This is a genomic window from Streptomyces sp. NPDC006140, assembly GCF_040628815.1.
Classification (GTDB): Bacteria; Actinomycetota; Actinomycetes; order Streptomycetales; family Streptomycetaceae; genus Streptomyces.
Genome location: NZ_JBEXTS010000016.1, coordinates 144,441 through 159,667, shown reverse-complemented (window position 1 = coordinate 159,667; position 15,227 = coordinate 144,441). Strand labels below are relative to the sequence as shown.

Sequence of the window (15,227 nt, the reverse complement as noted above, 5' to 3'; positions counted from 1 at the left end):
CGCCGGGCAGGGAGCCATCCGGCAGGCTTCGGCAACGGCCCCGCCGACCGGCGGGTACCACCCCGCCGACCGGCGCAGTCCTACCTCCGGCCTGTCCGGTGCCAACCGCTGCGACTCGACGACGATCTCCTTCAGCCACTCGGCGGGGGTGAACCCGACAGGTGCCGGATGGGCGCACACAGGCCCGGATTCCAGGCTGGAGGCATGACACACCGTGCGCGACACAAACAGCCCGACACCCTTCTCACGCCATGGGACGACGTGCCGGGCCGTGACGCCGACCCACAGGAGGCGGCGGAGTTCCCCTCCGCCTGATGCCGGCAGCGGGCACTCGCCCCGCCGGTCGTACGACCCGAAGTCCGTCGAAACGTTGGCGGGCGCCGCCGCCACGAACACAACCGGACTCCTCCGCTGAGCCGGCACACAATCACGCCCTCCCCGCCCGGCGCCGCCGACACCGTGCCAGGCCGGTCCGGCCGACGCCGCCGACACCGTGCCAGGCCGACCGCAGAAGAAAGGAATTACGTGAACACCGCATCCGCCCCGACGACGGATGAGACCCACGAGACCTCCCTGTCCGCCCGGGAGACAGCCAGGGCCCTGTATGCGTATGTGCGGCCGCACTGGTGGGCCGTCACCCTCGGCCTGCTGTGTGCCCTCACCGGTGCCGCCGGGGGACTGCTGCAGCCACTGGCCACGAAGGCGCTGGTGGACCGGCTCGCGACAGGTGAGACCATCGCCGGGATCCTGATCGCGCTCACCGTGCTGGTGGTGGCGGGCACGGCGGTCGAGGCGTTCGGCGCGTATGTGCTGGAGCGGACGGCGGAGTCGGTGGTCCTGGCCGCGCGGCGCACCCTCGTGGGGCGGCTGCTGCGGCTGCGGATCGCGGAGTTCGAGCGGATCCCGCCGGGCGATCTGATGTCCCGGATCACCTCCGACACCACGCTGCTGCGGGCGGTCAGCACCCAGGCGGTCGTCTCCGCCGCCACGGGAACAGTGACCTTCACGGCAGCCATCGTCATGATGGCGTTCCTGGACGTCGTGCTGCTGGGTGTGACGCTCGGGGTCGTCGTGCTGGTCGGCGGGGCCGTCGCGCTGGTGATGCCGAAGATCGCGCGGGCCACCGAGCGGGCGCAGCAGGCGGTCGGGGAGGTCTCCGTCGCACTGGAGCGGACCCTCGGGGCGTTCCGTACGGTGAAGGCGTCCGGCGCCGAGGAGCGGGAGACCGCCCGGGTGGAGGCGGCGGCGCGGCGGGCGTGGCGGCACGGCGTGAAGAGCGCGAAGTGGGAGGCCGCGGCCGGCTCGGCCGACGAACTCGCCGTCCAGCTCGCCTTCCTCGCGGTGCTCGCGGTCGGCGGCACGCGCGTGGCGTCCGGGGAGATCCCCGTGTCCACCCTCATCGCCTTCCTGCTGTACCTCTTCTACCTGATCGAGCCGGTGTCCAGGCTGGTCGAAGCCGTGTCCTCCTATCAGGAGGCAGCGGCCGCCATCTCCCGGATCGCTCAGGTGGAACGCCTGGCGACGGAGCCCACCGACCATCCGGCGGGCGCCCTGCCCAGACAGGGGACACCGCAGCCGGGTCCGGCACCGCACCCGGGTGGGGCATCGGTCCGCTTCGAGGACGTGTCCTTCCGCTACCGCCCGGGCCAGCCGCATGTCCACCGGCAGGTGAGCTTCGAGGTACCGGGCACCGGGATGACGGCCTTCGTGGGCCCCTCCGGCGCGGGCAAGTCGACCGTGTTCGCACTCCTCGAACGGTTCCACGAGACCACCGGCGGCCGGATCCTGGTCGACGACAACGACATCCAGCACTGGTCCCTGTCCGCACTGCGGTCCGCCATCGGATACGTCGAACAGGACGCCCCAGTACTGGCCGGCACGCTGCGAGAGAACCTCCTCCTCGCGGCACCCGGCGCAACCGACGACGACATCCGCGACGTCCTGACCCGCACGAAACTCGACACCCTCATCGAGCGCCTCCCCCACGGCCTGGACACCCCGGTCGGACACCGCGGCTCAAAGCTGTCAGGCGGCGAACGGCAGCGCCTCGCCATCGCCCGCGCCCTGCTGCGCAGGCCACGCCTACTGCTGCTGGACGAGGCGACCTCGCAGCTCGACGCCGTCAACGAACTGGCACTGCGGAACGTCATCACGCAGGTGGCCCGCCAGACCACCGTGCTGGTCGTGGCCCACCGCCTGTCGACCGTGACAGGCGCCGACCGGATCATCGTCATGGACGGCGGACAGGTCCGGGCCGTCGGCACCCACGAGGAACTGGTGGCCCAGGACCAGCTCTACGCACAACTGGCCGCCACCCAGCTCCTGACCCCCACGCGATGACACACCACACGCCAGGTCGCCCGACCCGTCCACCACCACATTCCCGGCAGTGCGGTCACTGACACGGAAACCCATTTCCGTTACTCGGAGCGGCTGCGCGAGCATGTCGGCATGACCTTGCCGCGGTGCTGTGGAGGCACCTGATGGATGCGAGTCCCGAGCCCAGGCTGATCTTGCTCTGTGGGCTTCCTGGCTCTGGGAAGACGACGCTGGCCAAGCGCCTGGCGAGAGAGATTCCAGCGGTGCGTCTGTGTCCGGACGAATGGCTGGCAGATCTTGGTGTCGACCTGTTCGATGAGCGGATACGCGACCGGCTTGAGGGGCGGTTTTGGGCTCATGCCCAGGATCTGCTGAGGCTCGGACAGACCGTGATCTTGGAGTTCGGCTTCTGGCGGAGCGCTGAGCGGGATGAGAAGCGTTTGGCGGCGCATGCACTCGGGGTTCCCGTCGAGCTGCACTACCTTGCTGCGTCGGTCGATGATTTGTGCCGGCGCCTCGAAGCCCGCAACCGGGAGGGTGGGCCGGGGACCGTTCCAGTCAGCCGCGAGTTGCTCGAGGAGTACGCGAAGTTCTTCCAGGCGCCCGACGACGACGAGCTGGGTCTTTTCGACAACCCGCCTCCGGAACGGCGCGGATGACCGCGCCCCTGCGGTGCGGGTCCGGTCAACCGTCGGCTGGCGCCGGTTTCCTCGGCCAGCGGGGGCGGGCCCCTTCCGGCCTCGACACCTGGTCATGAGAGGGCGGCGGCGCGCCCATCCCCCCGGGCCGCCTGCTGGCGGCCAGGGAGCCCGCCAGCAGGCGGCCGGCGTCATTGGGGCGCAGGCTGATCGTGGGGAGTGGCCCGTAGACGTCGCCCTCGCGCGGCCCGTGCCGCAGCTGCCGGCGGGACCGTAGGCGTACGAGATCAAGGTCGATGGTTCTTCAGGCACTCAGAACTGTCTTACCGAGTGGCTGTCAGGCCGGGCGTTGCGCTCACCAGGCCGCGGGTCCCGGGAAAAGCCTTCGCCCACCGTCATGGCGGTCCGGCAGGCTCTGGGCCATGACCACACCGTCCTTCACCCCCGGACTGGAGCTCTCCCGCCGTTTCTACTTCGAAGCCGTCCGGCCCCTGCTGGACGAGGCCGCCCCCGGCATCTGTCACTCCGCCGCCCGTCTCGGCAGCGGCTCGGAAGTCCTGGGATTCGACACCGCCCGCTCCGCCGACCACGAGTGGGGACCCCGCCTCCAGCTTCTTCTGTGCCCGGACGATGTCGCCCGCCACGGGGCGGCGATCAAAGACCTGCTCTCCGCACGTCTGCCGAAGACCTTCCACGGCTTCCCCACCCACTTCGCCCCCACAGCCGAGGCGGGTATCCGCGTCATGCAGGCGACCGACGGGCCGGTGCACCACCGCGTCGACATCACCGACCCAGCCACCTGGTTCACCGAGCAACTGGGCTTCGACCCCGGCCGGGGCGTCACCCTGACGGACTGGCTGGCCACTCCCACGCAGCGGTTGGCCGAAGTCACCGCCGGCGCCGTCTTCCATGACGGCCTCGGCCGACTCGCCCCGGCCCGCGAGCGTCTCGCCTGGTATCCCCACGATCTCTGGCTGCACGTGCTTGCCTGCCAGTGGCAGCGCATCTCCCAGGAGGAGGCCTTCGTCGGCCGGTGCGGCGAAGTGGACGACGAACTCGGCTCCGCCGTCGTCGCCGCCCGCCTGGTCCGCGATCTGATGCGGCTCTGTCTGCTCATGGACCGCCGCTACCCGCCCTACAGCAAATGGCTGGGCAGCGCCTTCGCCCGCACCCCGCAGGCAGCCGTCCTCACGCCCGTCCTCTCCGCGACCCTCGCCGCCACCGACTGGCACACCCGCGAGCACCACCTGGCCCGCGCCTACGAGACCGTCGCCGCCGCCCACAACCGGCTCCGCCTCACCGACCCGGTCGACCCCACCACGCGCACCTACCACAGCAGACCGTTCCAGGTCCTGCACGCTGAACGCTTCACCGCGGCGTTGGCAGCCCGCATCACCGACCCAGCCGTGCGCGCACTGCCGCCGACCGGCACGGTCGACCAGTTCATCGACAACACCGACGCCCTCAGCCGCCCAGGACGGGCACGAGCGGTGACCCGGGCCGCCACCTCCGTCCCACCGCCGTGACGATGTGCCCGGCCTGTGAACCGCACCTCGCTCGTACTCCTCCATGTGTCACAGGGGCAGCCGTCCGTCGGGTACGGCGGCTTGCCAAGTCCTGCCTGACGAAAGCGGCCCAAGCCGATCGTGGTTACGGTCAGAGGCCGATGTCGGTCAACCACTGCCCGGTGGTGCGAGGGGTGATGCCGAGCAGCTTCTGGGCGGAGTTCTCGGGCGTGATCGAGCGGTCCGCCAGGGTGGTCATGGCCGCGTAGGCTCCGGCGACGTCGGCGGCGGGGCCCTCGCCGATCAAAGGTGCGACGGAGCTGCGGAACTGTTCGGGAGTGATCTGCTCGAAGAGCACGTCCTTGCCGAAGTGGGCGCCGAACGCCTCGGCCAGGTCCGGGCCGGTGATCGCCGGGTACTGGCCGACGGAGATCACACCGGTGATGTCCGGGCGGTCGAACAGAGCGGCGACGACATCGGCGATGTCCAGGTGAGACGCCCAGGAGGCAGGGAAGTCCGCGCGGATCGGATAGGGCAGTACGCCTCGCTCGCGGACCGCGTCGAGGACGTACGGCATGAGCAGGTTCTCCAGGTAGAACGTGGGTGTGATCACCGCATGGGGCACCCCGGAGTCGGCCAGCCCGTCGGCCAGGGCCGCGGCCGCGCCGCCGGTTTCCGGGTCGATCGGGGTACCGCTGGTGGAGAACACCACTCGGGCCGGGCGGGCCGCGCGGACAGCGGCGACGATGTTGTGCGCGTAGGTGCGGCGGTCCTCTTCGGAGACCACCGGCAGGTGGACGAACACGCCGTCAGCACCGCGGTATGCCTCGGTCAGTTCAGCGGTGGAGCCGTAGCCGGCGGCTACGACGCGCTGCGCGCCGTCCACGACGGCGTCGGCGTCTCGGGTCAGAGCGGTCACGGACTTGCCCGCGGCGGAGAGAACGGCGACGACGGGGGCACCCTGGGCGCCGGTGGCGCCGTGAATCACGTAGGTCATGGCGCCATTAGTGCATGCGATACACCAGTTACATCAACTGCACTAATGGCGTACGGTCAAAGTTGTGACCGATCCCTGTCTCCCCGAGTGCGGCGTCGCCCGGTTCCTCACGCTGCTCAACGGCCCGTGGGCCACCCTGATCGTGCGCGAACTGCTGCACGGTCCCCACCGGTTCAACCAGCTGCGCGAGGCGCTGCCCGGCATCAGCCCCCACACCCTGACCAGCCGGCTGCGCCAGTTCGAGCGGCACGGCATCGTCACCCGCACGACCTACGCGGAGGTCCCGCCGCGCGTCGAGTACGCGCTGACTCCTCTCGGCGAGGGGCTGCGCGATGTCCTGGACGCCATGGGCACTTGGGCCATGGCGGTGCCGGACCCGGAGGCAGACGTCACCACCTGACGTACGCGACGCCGCTGGGGCTCCGCCCCGAGCGGGACAAGCGGTTCGTCGGCATCGGGGAACCGCAGCCGAAGCCGCGCATGGCCAGTCGGAGCGGCACAGGCTAGTGACCGTCCTGTCCCAGGCCCCGGCGGATCGCGATCTCCACGGCGGAGTAGGCGCCGTCGGCCCGCTCCAGTTCGTACGGCGCGGCCGGCATCAGGGGAGGCTGGGCCATGAAGCGCGGTCGCACCCCGTGGTGCGGTTGCGCCGCGTGCACCAGGAACGGATGGCACAGGAAGACGTCGCCCGGGGAGCCGGTGGCGTAGGCGAGTGGGCGGTGGTCGGACGCCGCCACCAGATCGGGCGCGAGGGCCAATCCACTCGCCCCGTCCTCCCCGTACTTCTCCAGGACCTTCGGTACGTCGAGGTGTGAGCCGACCCGGATTCGTGTGGGGGCGTCCTCCTCACCGACCTCGCTGAACAGGAACAGCATCAGCAACGCCCGGTCCCGGGAGCGCAGGTTCGTGAAGTACCAGCTCTCGCCCTCCGGCAGGTAACTCCCCTCGATGTGCCAGCCCGCGTCGTCGGGCTCCTCCTCGTGCGGGAAGCGGAGCGGGAACGCGCCCAGCGAGTAGCGCGGCTCCCAGCGTCCCGCGCCGACGAGCAGGTCGTACGCGCGGTGCAGGGACGGGGAGTTGGGTGCGGCCGCGAACGGCCCCTGTGCCATGCCGGCCACCCAGTGCACCGGCTGCGTCCACGTCGCTGGATCGTCCGGGTCGCAGCCCGTCTCCCGCCACAGCAGCCGCGCGCAGTCCGCGGCCACGCGCGGCGCGACGGCGCCCTCCAACTTCACGTAACCGTCGCGGATGAAGGTGGATACCAAGGTCGTGTCGTCCATGCCCCCATCGTGTGGCGGCACCCGTTCCGGCCACCCGACATTTTCTCCACCACCTTTGTCGGGCGCGCGGGTCGGGTTGCAGAGTCACGCCAGTTCACGCAGAAGGCCGGGCGATGATCAGAGGACGGACCGTCTGCGCTAGATTTTGCCTCTCCTTGAACGCGATCACTCACGATCTCAACCCTTTGGAGTCGGCAATCCCATGAGCGACATCGTCAACGGACTCGGGCGGGCCACCGCGTACGGCGGGTTGGGCCTGGTCCTGTTGGTCCTCGGCATCGTCCTGGTCGACGTGCTGACGCCCGGAAAGCTCGGCCGACAGATATGGGAACAGCGCAACCGCAACGCCGCCGTGGTGCTCAGCTCCGCACTGCTCGGGATCGGCGGCATCGTGTTCACGTCCATCTGGACGACGTACGAGCACTTCGGCAAGGGGCTGGTCTCGACTGCGGCCTTCGGGTTGCTCGGGCTGGTGATGATGGCCGTGGCGTTCCTGGTGGTGGACCTGATCACGCCGGGGCGCCTGGGCGCGACGCTGGTCGAGACAGAGCCTCATCCCGCGGTCTGGGTGACGGCGTCCTGCAACCTCGCTGTCTCCGCCGTCATTTCGGCGTCCATCGCCTGAACCCTGGTCCTGTGGGAAGGTGTTGCGGCGGCCGCTGAGAGAGGGAGCGTGCTCCGGCGGGGCGGGCCGTCAGTGGTCACGGGGGCTGCCCGACCGCTTCGGGCCGAGCGGCCGCCGCCCCGGTCGGGCAGGTCGCCGAGCGCTGGGCGGCCGTATCGCTCGGTCCTTGCCTGCGGCCGGTCAGCGCCTGCGGCCCCGTGCCGACCAGCCGCTGCCGACCCCCGCGACGTGCAGGGCGAGCAGGGCCAGCCCGATCAGCATGACGTTGGTCGAGGTGAAGACGTCGTTGGTGGAGATCTCCGCCGCGTTGATGAGGAAGGCGAGAAGAAACAGGACTGCCGCGATGATGCCCAGCACTCTGTGCCTCCTTGGGTGAGGTGCCGGCCGAGGGTTCCTGTCACCCGTATGCCCCCGGCGGTCCCGCTCACGCACCGTGCGCGGCACGCTCGGGCGCGGCGGTGATGTGCGCCCCGTAGAGTGGAAGTGACCGGGCCCCTTCGCCTCTCGCACCATTCGTCCGGGAGCACTCATGCACCACCCGTCCGGCGGTCCGGACGACGACTCCGGCGCGCTGTTCGAGCTCGACGCCCTCACCCCCGCACCCGCCGCCACCGACCGGCACCCCTCCTTCCGCACCTCCGCGGAGGCCCGCCGGATGCTGCCCGTGCGGGAGATCTTCGCCGAGCCCGCGGCTGCCGCGTCCCCGCGCGGGAGGCAGATCACCGCCCGGTTCCCCGGCGCGCGCGTGACCATGGTGGACTCCCACTGGCGCATCCCCGGGCTGCACGGCAACCAGGGCAACATCGAGCGCTGGGTGCGTGTCAAGGGCGAGACGCTGGTCCTGGGTGAGAAGAAGACCCTCACCACACGTCCCAACGGCCGGTCGGCGGACTGGATCGCCCCCGGACCCTCCAACGGCTGCGCCATGGCCTGCGCCTACTGCTATGTGCCCCGGCGCAAGGGGTACGCCAACCCCATCACCGTCTTCACGAACATCGACCGGATCATCGGCCACCTCGCCCGGCACGTGGCGCGGCAGGGGCCCAAGCCCGAGCCGAACCAGTGCGACCCCGAGGCATGGGTGTACGACATCGGGGAGAACGGCGACTGTTCGGTGGACGCGCTGATCTGCGACAACACCGCGGATCTGGTGCACGCGTTCCGGCAGTGGCCCACGGCCAAGGCATCCTTCGCCACGAAGTTCGTCAACCCCGACCTGCTGGCCCTCGACCCCCGGGGGCGCACCCGCATCCGCTTCTCGCTGATGCCGCCGGACGACGCCCGGCTGCTCGACGTGCGCACCTCACCCGTCGCCGAGCGCATCGGCGCCGCGGCGGACTTCCTTGACGCGGGGTACGAGGTGCACCTCAACCTCTCCCCCGTGGTCGTCCGTCCCGGCTGGCAGGACGCCTGGGCCGAGCTGCTCGTCCACCTCGACGACGTCCTGCCACGGAGGGTGAAGCAACAGGCCGCCGCTGAGGTGATCATGCTCACGCACAACCAGGAGCTGCACGAGGTCAATCTCGGCTGGCATCCCCGAGCCGAGGAGGTGCTGTGGCGACCTGAGCTCCAGCAGGCCAAGCGCTCCGAGAACGGTGCCCTGAACGTCCGCTACCGCAACAGGGTAAAAGGGGATGCCGTGCGGACGCTGCGCGCCCTGATCGGCCGCCATGCGCCGTGGCTCCGGGTGCGGTATGCCTTCTGAGAGCGGGGCGTCGTAAGGGCGGTGCAGTTCTCCTCCGGCCTCATCCGAGGCGGTCACGGGTGTCGAGGGGGCCCTGGTGGTTCCCGTCGGAGGTGACCGCCCAGCTGGCGAGGAGTCTGAGCCGGTCTTCGTCGCGTCATGGAGTCGAGGTCCACTGGACGTGGGGCGGGATGTCGACGGCTCGACCGCCGTCGGCTCCTGGATCGCCGGGCTGGCCATCGGTTTTTCCCTGGGGGTCACGGGCCCCGCCGCCGTCGGCACGGTCGTCGCGGCGCTGACCCTGGTCCCCGCCGTCACCGTCGCGCTGGTCCAGCGCCGCCGTCCGGGGCCGTCGCCCGCCTCCCCCGCCCGGGCCGCCGACGCATTCGGTGGGACGAGCTGAAGAACGAACCGACGCCACCGTCACAGAAAATCCCCGCCGCAGAACAAGGAGACAGAACCCATGCGCGGGTTAGTCATGCACACGCCCATGGGTCATGAGTACGGGGGCGTGGTCCAGAAGGTCGGCTCCGAGGTGAATACCGTCAGGCCCGGGGACTTCGTGGTCGGATCCAGGCGGAGAAGGCCCGTATCCCACTGGCCGCCGGCACCCTGGTCGCCACTCCCGGGCAGCCCGGCCCAGAGCTGATCCCCGCCTCGCCTCCGACGTCCTCGGCACCGGCTGGTACGCCGCCGTCTGTCTGATGGCCGTCCTGGCCGCCAGGAAGCTGGGTGCGGGACGCATCATCGCCATGTCGCGTCACCCCGAGCGGCAGAAGCCGGCCCGCTGCGGCGGCGGGCACCTGGGCGCATCCACACCCTGGGCGGGCCCGCGCCCGTACGGCGGTTCCTGCCCGAGCTGATCCGGCTCATCTGGGACCGCGAGATCGACCCCGGCAAGGTCTTCGACCTCACCCTGCCCCTGGAGCGGGCCCCCGAGGGATACATGGCGATGGGCGAACGCCGCGTCACCACGGTGCTCCTCACCCTCTGAGGTGCGCGCGCCCTTTCCCCCGGGCGCCGGAGCCAAGATCGATTGTCAGTGGTGGGTGAGAAGGTGGGAACACCAAGCCGGAACGAGGGGGAGCTGTGACGACCGGAAGCCAGAACTACATCAACCACGTTGCGCTCGTGCTGGATGCCAGCTCGTCGATGTCGCATCTGAGCGGCAAGGTGGTCGAAGTCGCCGACCAGCAGATCGCCTATCTCGCGCGCCGTTCGAGGGAGCTGGACCAGGAAACGCGCGTCACGGTGTACGTGTTCGCCGACAAGGTGGAGTGCGTCATCTACGACAAGGACGTGCTGCGCATGCCGTCGCTGAAGCAGCTGTACCGGCCCGGCGGCATGACAGCCCTGCTGGCCGCCGCGCTGAAGTCGCAGAGGGAACTGGCCCAGACGGCCCAACTGTACGGCGACCACAGTTTCCTGACGTTCGTCCTGACCGACGGACAGGAGAACGCGAGCCACCGCTGCGAGGACTCCCCCGCCCGGGATCCGCGTGAACTGGTCAAGGCCGTGGCCGAGATGATGGCGACCCAGCAGGACAACTGGACACTGGCCGTCCTGGTGCCCGACCAGATGGGCAAGCGCGAGGCCATGCAGTGCGGCTTCCCCAAGGACAACATCGCCATATGGGACGCCACCAGCACACAGGGGCTGGAGGAGGCCGGGCAGGTCATCCGGCAGGCCACCGAGAACTTCATGGTGGGCCGCACGCAGGGCATCCGGGGATCGCGGGCGGTGTTCTCCACCGGCGCGGACGCGGTCAACAAGGACACCATCAAGGCAGCCGGCCTCACCCCGGTCGACCCCTCGAAGTACCAGCTGATCCCGGTGGCTCGCGACGCGGGGATCCGGGAGTGGGTCATCGAGTGCGGGCACCCTTACCGCACGGGTGCGGCGTTCTACCAGTTGAGCAAGTCCGAGAAGATCCAGGCGCAGAAGCAGATAGCGGTGCTGGAGAAGAAGACGGACCGCGTGTACACGGGCCCCGCGGCCCGAACGCTGCTGGGCCTGCCGAACGCAGAGGTGCGCGTCAAGCCGGACCACAACGACGATTTCACCATCTTCGTGCAGAGCACCAGCGTCAACCGCAAGCTCGTTTCGAATACGCGGCTGCTGCTGATGCTCTGACACCTCGTGGATCCGGGGGCCGGAGGCTTCGCCGCCGGCCGGCCCCTCATCACCAGCACCAGCGGCGTACCGTCCGTCGCCGGGGCGGCACCGCCCGTCCTGGGTGGGGACCGGTGACGGGCGCGCTCACCCGGCATCCTCCGCGGCGGCGTCGGTTGGTGCCGCGAGACCTGGGTCGGGCCGGCCGGGAGGGGTGAAGAAGCGCTCGACGTCGGCGTCGGTGACCTCGGTGAGGGTCTTCGGTGACCAGCGCGGCCTGCGGTCCTTGTCGACGACCTGGGCGCGGATGCCCTCGACCAGGTCGGGTGTGCCGAGGGCGGCGCAGGAGACGCGGTACTCCTGGTCCAGGACGCGGTCCAGCGAGCCGAGTGCCCGGGCCCGGCGCAGGGACGCGAGGGTGACTTTGAGGGCGGTCGGTGACCTGGTGAGCAGAGTCTCCGCGGCCTCCTTGGCGTCGGGGTCGCCGTGTGCGAGCAGCCGGTGCACGATCTCCTCGACGGTGTCAGCGGCGTAGCAGGTGTCGATCCAGTCGCGCCGGCCGGCCAGGACACCCTGCGGGGCCGTCCGCGCCACGCCGGCCAGCGCCTCGCTCGCGGACCGCTCGGTCAGAGAGTCGAGGAGGCGCCCCAGCGAGGCCGAGGGCACGTAGTGGTCCGCGAGGCCGCACAGCAACGCGTCGGCGGCGCCGGCCTGGGCCCCGGTCAGGGCGAGGTGGGTGCCCAGTTCGCCGGGGGCCCGAGCGAGCAGGTACGTGCCGCCGACGTCCGGTACGAAGCCGATGCCGGTCTCCGGCATGGCGACCCGGGACCGCTCGGTGACGACGCGGACGCTGCCGTGTGCCGAGACACCGACGCCGCCGCCCATCACGATGCCGTCCATCACGGCGAGGTACGGCTTGGGGTAGCGGGCGATCCGGGCGTTGAGGCGGTACTCGTCGCGCCAGAACGCCCGGGAGGCCGAGCCGTCGCCGTCGCGGGCGTCGTCGTGGATGGCGCGGATGTCACCGCCCGCGCACAGGCCGCGCTCCCCCGCGCCGGTGATGACCACGGTCTCCACGGCAGGGTCGTGTTCCCACGCGGTCAGCGCCTCGTCGATGCGGCGGACCATGGTGTGGGTGAGGGCGTTGAGGGCCCGAGGCCGGTTGAGGGTGATGCGGGCGGCGCGTCCGGTGGTGTGGAAGAGGACGGGTTCCTCGGCTCCGCTCATCGGAACGTCTCGGCCAGGTCGTGGGCCGGGGTGGTGCGCATACGTGCAGCTTCCTTCCGTTTCCGGTGAAGGACACGGTGTCCGCCACCGCCGGCAACGAACCGTCTCGCCGCCGGGCCCCTACGTTGCCTGATGACCTGCCCGGGCGACCCGGCGGGGGTGGGGCCGGCCCCGCCCGCGAGTCGGCGGTCACGGGAGGAGTTCGACGTACCCGTCGCTGCCGTGGACGCGGATGCGCTGTCCGTCCCGGATCAGGCGGGTGGCCTGATGCACGCCGACGACGGCCGGCAGGCCGTACTCGCGGGCGATGACCGCGCCATGGGTCATCAGGCCGCCCACCTCCGTGACGAGGCCCGCGATGCCGACGAACAGGGGCGACCAACTGGGGTCCGTGTAGGCCGTGACCAGGATGTCGCCCGCCTGGAGATCGGCTTGCGCCATGTCGAGGACGACGCGGGCCCTGCCCTCGATGGTCCCGGCGGAGACCGCCAGGCCGACCAGGGCACCGTCCGGCACGTCGTCGCGCCGGTACGCCCCGTCGACGGCCTCGCCGTCGGAGGTGAGCACCCGGGGCGGGGTGAGGGCCTGGTAGGAGCGGAACGCGTCCGCGCGCTGCCGGATGAGCCGGTCGTCCACCCGCTGCGAGCGCACCGCCTCGTGGAACTCCTGGAAGGTGAGGTAGAAGACGTCCTCCCGCTCGGCGAGCACGCCGGCCCGGACGAGCCGTTCGGCCTCCTCCAGCAAGGCCTGCTTGTAGACGAAGTAGCGGCTGACGATGTCGTATTTCGGGTACTCCCGGTACCCGATGAACGTGCGGACCCGGTCGATCATCCGCTTGGCCTCGTCGGCCTTCCGGTCCCCGTCCGGGAGGGCCCGCAGGCGCGACAGCACGTCCTGCTCCTTCTTCCGCGCCTCCTGCAGGCCTTGCTCGAAGCGCCGCCGGGCGGCGCCCGGTTCGAAGTTCCTGACGTTGTCGAGAATCGCCGGTACGAGCATGCCGGGGCGCTCGCTCCAGCGGGGCCTGGTGATGTCGATCTCGCCGGCGCAGCGCATGCCGTACCGGTCGAGGTAGGCCTCGATGGCGTCGCGTGCTTCGGTCCCGCCCGGGAGTTTCGGCAGCTCGTCCAGGAAGTCGTCGTCCTCGACGCCCTGGAGGAAGGCCACCACGTGCGGATGCGGGCGGATGACGTCGGCGACGTCGAGCAGGTCCAGTCCCATCTCCGAGGTGATGTTGCCGGGGGCGGACAGTGTGAGCGTGTCGGCCGCGTTCTTCTCCCCCAGCCACTCCCGCAGCTTGTCGTTGAGCCACCATGTGGCCTCCATGCCGGCCATGATGACCTGCATGCTCAGCGGGTCGCCGAGGACCCGCTTGTGCTCCGCGAAGGCCTCCACGAGGAAGTCGAACAGCGCCGGCCCGCTCTTCGTCCGGATGTCGCGCCTCAGGGCGGCGATGGAGGCCTGGCTGCGTTCGACCAGCTCGGTGACGAGGGCCGGATCGGTCTCGATCGGGGCCGGGGCGCGGCCGGGCGGTGGCCCGGCGGGGCCCTGGTCCGGGAGCGACGGGACGAAATCGCCCCGCTCGAGGACGGTTTCCAGCGCGTCCCTGACCAGCGGGTCGCCCCTCCCCACGAGGTCCAGGAGGCCGGCGCGGCCCGCGGGCGTGGCCAGGCGCCGGGTGACGTCGACGAACAGCCTGCCGCCTGCCTCGTGCATGGGCGCCATGGCCGTTAGCCGCCACATGGAGAGCCCCAGGGGCTTCATGGGGTCGGTCATCATCTGCTGGTGGCCGACGGAGACGTAGACGTGGTTCTCCTGGTCGCCGGTCTCGGGGACGGGGAACAGTGTCGTGATCGGCCGGCTCTGAACGATCCGGAAGCCGTCGTCGGCCAGGCACCACTCGATGTCCTGCGGACGGCCGAAGTGCGCTTCGATCCGCCGCCCGAGCCGCACGAGCCGCACGACCTGGGCGTCCGTCAGCGTCGGCTGCTCCTGCCGCTGCGCGTCGATCGTCACCTGCTGCGTACCGCCACCCGGCAGGGCGTGCACGGCGCGCTGTTTGGCGGCGATCGTCTTGGCGACGACCTCGCCGTCGCGGACCTTGTAGACGTCCGGGTTCACCAGGCCGGAGACCAGGGCCTCGCCGAGGCCGTAGCCGGCGTCCACGGTGGCGACCTTACGGTTGCCCGTGACGGGGTCGGCCGTGAACAGGATGCCCGCGGCCTGCGGGGAGACCATCCGCTGCACGACCACCGCCATGTGGACCGTGCGGTCGTCGATGCCGTTGCGCCGGCGGTAGGTCACGGCCCGCTCGGTGAAGAGCGAGGCCCAGCAGCGGCTGACGTGCCGCAGGATCGCCGACGCGCCGACGACGTTGAGGTACGTGTCCTGCTGGCCGGCGAACGAGGCCGTCGGCAGGTCCTCGGCGGTGGCGCTGGAACGGACGGCGAAGGCGGCTTCCTCGCCGAACGGTGCGAGCGCGCCGGTGATCGCCGTCGCGATGTCGGCCGGGACGGCGGTGTCTTCGATGGTGCGGCGGATCCGCGCGCTGAGCGTGCGGATCGCCTCCACGTCGTCCGGGCTCACGCGCGACAGCCGATCGAGGTCGTTGTCGATCGACGGCGCCTCCGCCATCGTGCGCCGGAAGGCGTCCGTCGTCACGCAGAAGCCGCCCGGGACGCTGACGCCCTCGATCCGTGACAGTTCGCCCAAGTGCGCGCCCTTGCCGCCTGCGACGGCGAGCTGTGTCCCGTCGATCTCCTGAAGGTCCAGCACGTACCTGTACGTCGACAACAACACACGCACCCTCGTTCCCCGTTTTCGCAGGTCCTGGTCTCGGTCGA

At 70.6% G+C, this 15,227-nt stretch carries 13 protein-coding genes and 1 pseudogene; 9 read left to right on the top strand and 5 right to left on the bottom strand.

Translation table 11 applies throughout. The annotated features are described in order from the left end of the window. The first annotated feature begins 525 nt into the window (after nt 1-525). From ABZ386_RS33770 to ABZ386_RS33760, 3 genes are all read left to right on the top strand, one after another. Nucleotides 526-2,340: an ABC transporter ATP-binding protein gene (locus ABZ386_RS33770; protein ID WP_358967377.1), complete on the top strand. Its 1,815-nt coding sequence runs from the start codon at nt 526-528 to the stop codon at nt 2,338-2,340. 143 nt (nt 2,341-2,483) lie between these two features. Continuing rightward, nucleotides 2,484-2,978 (top strand): ATP-binding protein, encoded by a 495-nt coding sequence (locus ABZ386_RS33765; protein WP_358967374.1) that lies wholly within the window; start codon nt 2,484-2,486, stop codon nt 2,976-2,978. Nucleotides 2,979-3,379: 401 nt separating this feature from the next. Beyond that, complete coding sequence (locus ABZ386_RS33760) at nt 3,380-4,483, top strand: DUF4037 domain-containing protein (RefSeq protein WP_358967372.1); 1,104 nt, start codon at nt 3,380-3,382, stop codon at nt 4,481-4,483. A 130-nt stretch (nt 4,484-4,613) separates the two neighbouring features. On the opposite strand, the gene ABZ386_RS33755 is transcribed toward ABZ386_RS33760, so the two are convergent. Next, nucleotides 4,614-5,459, bottom strand: a complete 846-nt coding sequence (locus tag ABZ386_RS33755) for an NmrA family NAD(P)-binding protein (protein WP_358967369.1) — start codon at nt 5,457-5,459, stop codon at nt 4,614-4,616. A gap of 64 nt (nt 5,460-5,523) precedes the next feature. Between ABZ386_RS33755 and ABZ386_RS33750 the strand changes: the two genes are divergently transcribed. Then, complete coding sequence (locus ABZ386_RS33750; protein WP_351345898.1) at nt 5,524-5,859, top strand: helix-turn-helix domain-containing protein; 336 nt, start codon at nt 5,524-5,526, stop codon at nt 5,857-5,859. A 103-nt stretch (nt 5,860-5,962) separates the two neighbouring features. Here the strand turns inward: ABZ386_RS33750 and ABZ386_RS33745 are convergent, their stop codons facing one another. Further along, nucleotides 5,963-6,739, bottom strand: coding sequence for a phytanoyl-CoA dioxygenase family protein (locus ABZ386_RS33745; RefSeq protein ID WP_355715610.1), 777 nt, complete (start codon nt 6,737-6,739; stop codon nt 5,963-5,965). A gap of 202 nt (nt 6,740-6,941) precedes the next feature. Here ABZ386_RS33745 and ABZ386_RS33740 point away from each other — a divergent pair, with 202 nt between their 5' ends. After that, nucleotides 6,942-7,364, top strand: coding sequence for a DUF350 domain-containing protein (locus tag ABZ386_RS33740; protein WP_355715607.1), 423 nt, complete (start codon nt 6,942-6,944; stop codon nt 7,362-7,364). 180 nt (nt 7,365-7,544) lie between these two features. On the opposite strand, the gene ABZ386_RS33735 is transcribed toward ABZ386_RS33740, so the two are convergent. After that, a complete protein-coding gene (locus ABZ386_RS33735) occupies nt 7,545-7,721 on the bottom strand; it encodes a hypothetical protein (RefSeq protein WP_114249917.1) in 177 nt (58 codons plus the stop codon). A gap of 172 nt (nt 7,722-7,893) precedes the next feature. On the opposite strand from ABZ386_RS33735, the gene ABZ386_RS33730 reads away from it, so the two are divergent. The 4 genes and pseudogenes from ABZ386_RS33730 to ABZ386_RS33715 all read left to right on the top strand — a co-directional run bounded on the left by ABZ386_RS33730 (nt 7,894) and on the right by ABZ386_RS33715 (nt 11,181). Next, nucleotides 7,894-9,069, top strand: a complete 1,176-nt coding sequence (locus ABZ386_RS33730) for a spore photoproduct lyase family protein (RefSeq protein ID WP_358967367.1) — start codon at nt 7,894-7,896, stop codon at nt 9,067-9,069. Nucleotides 9,070-9,229: 160 nt separating this feature from the next. Continuing rightward, nucleotides 9,230-9,451: a hypothetical protein gene (locus tag ABZ386_RS33725; protein WP_358967365.1), complete on the top strand. Its 222-nt coding sequence runs from the start codon at nt 9,230-9,232 to the stop codon at nt 9,449-9,451. Between the two features lie 84 nt (nt 9,452-9,535). Continuing rightward, nucleotides 9,536-10,042 (top strand): annotated as a pseudogene (locus ABZ386_RS33720) (IMP dehydrogenase); the annotation flags it as partial. Nucleotides 10,043-10,200: 158 nt separating this feature from the next. After that, nucleotides 10,201-11,181 carry a VWA domain-containing protein gene (locus ABZ386_RS33715; RefSeq protein WP_356505838.1) on the top strand — a complete coding sequence of 327 codons (981 nt, stop codon included), beginning with the start codon at nt 10,201-10,203 and terminating at the stop codon, nt 11,179-11,181. Between the two features lie 126 nt (nt 11,182-11,307). Here ABZ386_RS33715 and ABZ386_RS33710 read toward each other — a convergent pair whose 3' ends face one another. Then, nucleotides 11,308-12,387 carry an enoyl-CoA hydratase/isomerase family protein gene (locus tag ABZ386_RS33710; protein ID WP_358967362.1) on the bottom strand — a complete coding sequence of 360 codons (1,080 nt, stop codon included), beginning with the start codon at nt 12,385-12,387 and terminating at the stop codon, nt 11,308-11,310. A gap of 189 nt (nt 12,388-12,576) precedes the next feature. Continuing rightward, complete coding sequence (gene rph / locus ABZ386_RS33705) at nt 12,577-15,183, bottom strand: rifamycin-inactivating phosphotransferase (RefSeq protein ID WP_358967397.1); 2,607 nt, start codon at nt 15,181-15,183, stop codon at nt 12,577-12,579. Between the last annotated feature and the right edge of the window lie 44 nt (nt 15,184-15,227).

Bases quoted from the DNA above. Each gene is read 5' to 3' on its own strand.
- ABZ386_RS33765 (WP_358967374.1), top strand. From the start codon at position 2,484: ATGGATGCGAGTCCCGAGCCCAGGCTGATCTTGCTCTGTGGGCTTCCT.
- ABZ386_RS33760 (WP_358967372.1), top strand. From the start codon at position 3,380: ATGACCACACCGTCCTTCACCCCCGGACTGGAGCTCTCCCGCCGTTTC.
- ABZ386_RS33755 (WP_358967369.1), bottom strand. From the start codon at position 5,459: ATGACCTACGTGATTCACGGCGCCACCGGCGCCCAGGGTGCCCCCGTC.
- ABZ386_RS33745 (WP_355715610.1), bottom strand. From the start codon at position 6,739: ATGGACGACACGACCTTGGTATCCACCTTCATCCGCGACGGTTACGTG.
- ABZ386_RS33740 (WP_355715607.1), top strand. From the start codon at position 6,942: ATGAGCGACATCGTCAACGGACTCGGGCGGGCCACCGCGTACGGCGGG.
- ABZ386_RS33730 (WP_358967367.1), top strand. From the start codon at position 7,894: ATGCACCACCCGTCCGGCGGTCCGGACGACGACTCCGGCGCGCTGTTC.
- ABZ386_RS33715 (WP_356505838.1), top strand. From the start codon at position 10,201: ATGTCGCATCTGAGCGGCAAGGTGGTCGAAGTCGCCGACCAGCAGATC.
- ABZ386_RS33710 (WP_358967362.1), bottom strand. From the start codon at position 12,387: ATGAGCGGAGCCGAGGAACCCGTCCTCTTCCACACCACCGGACGCGCC.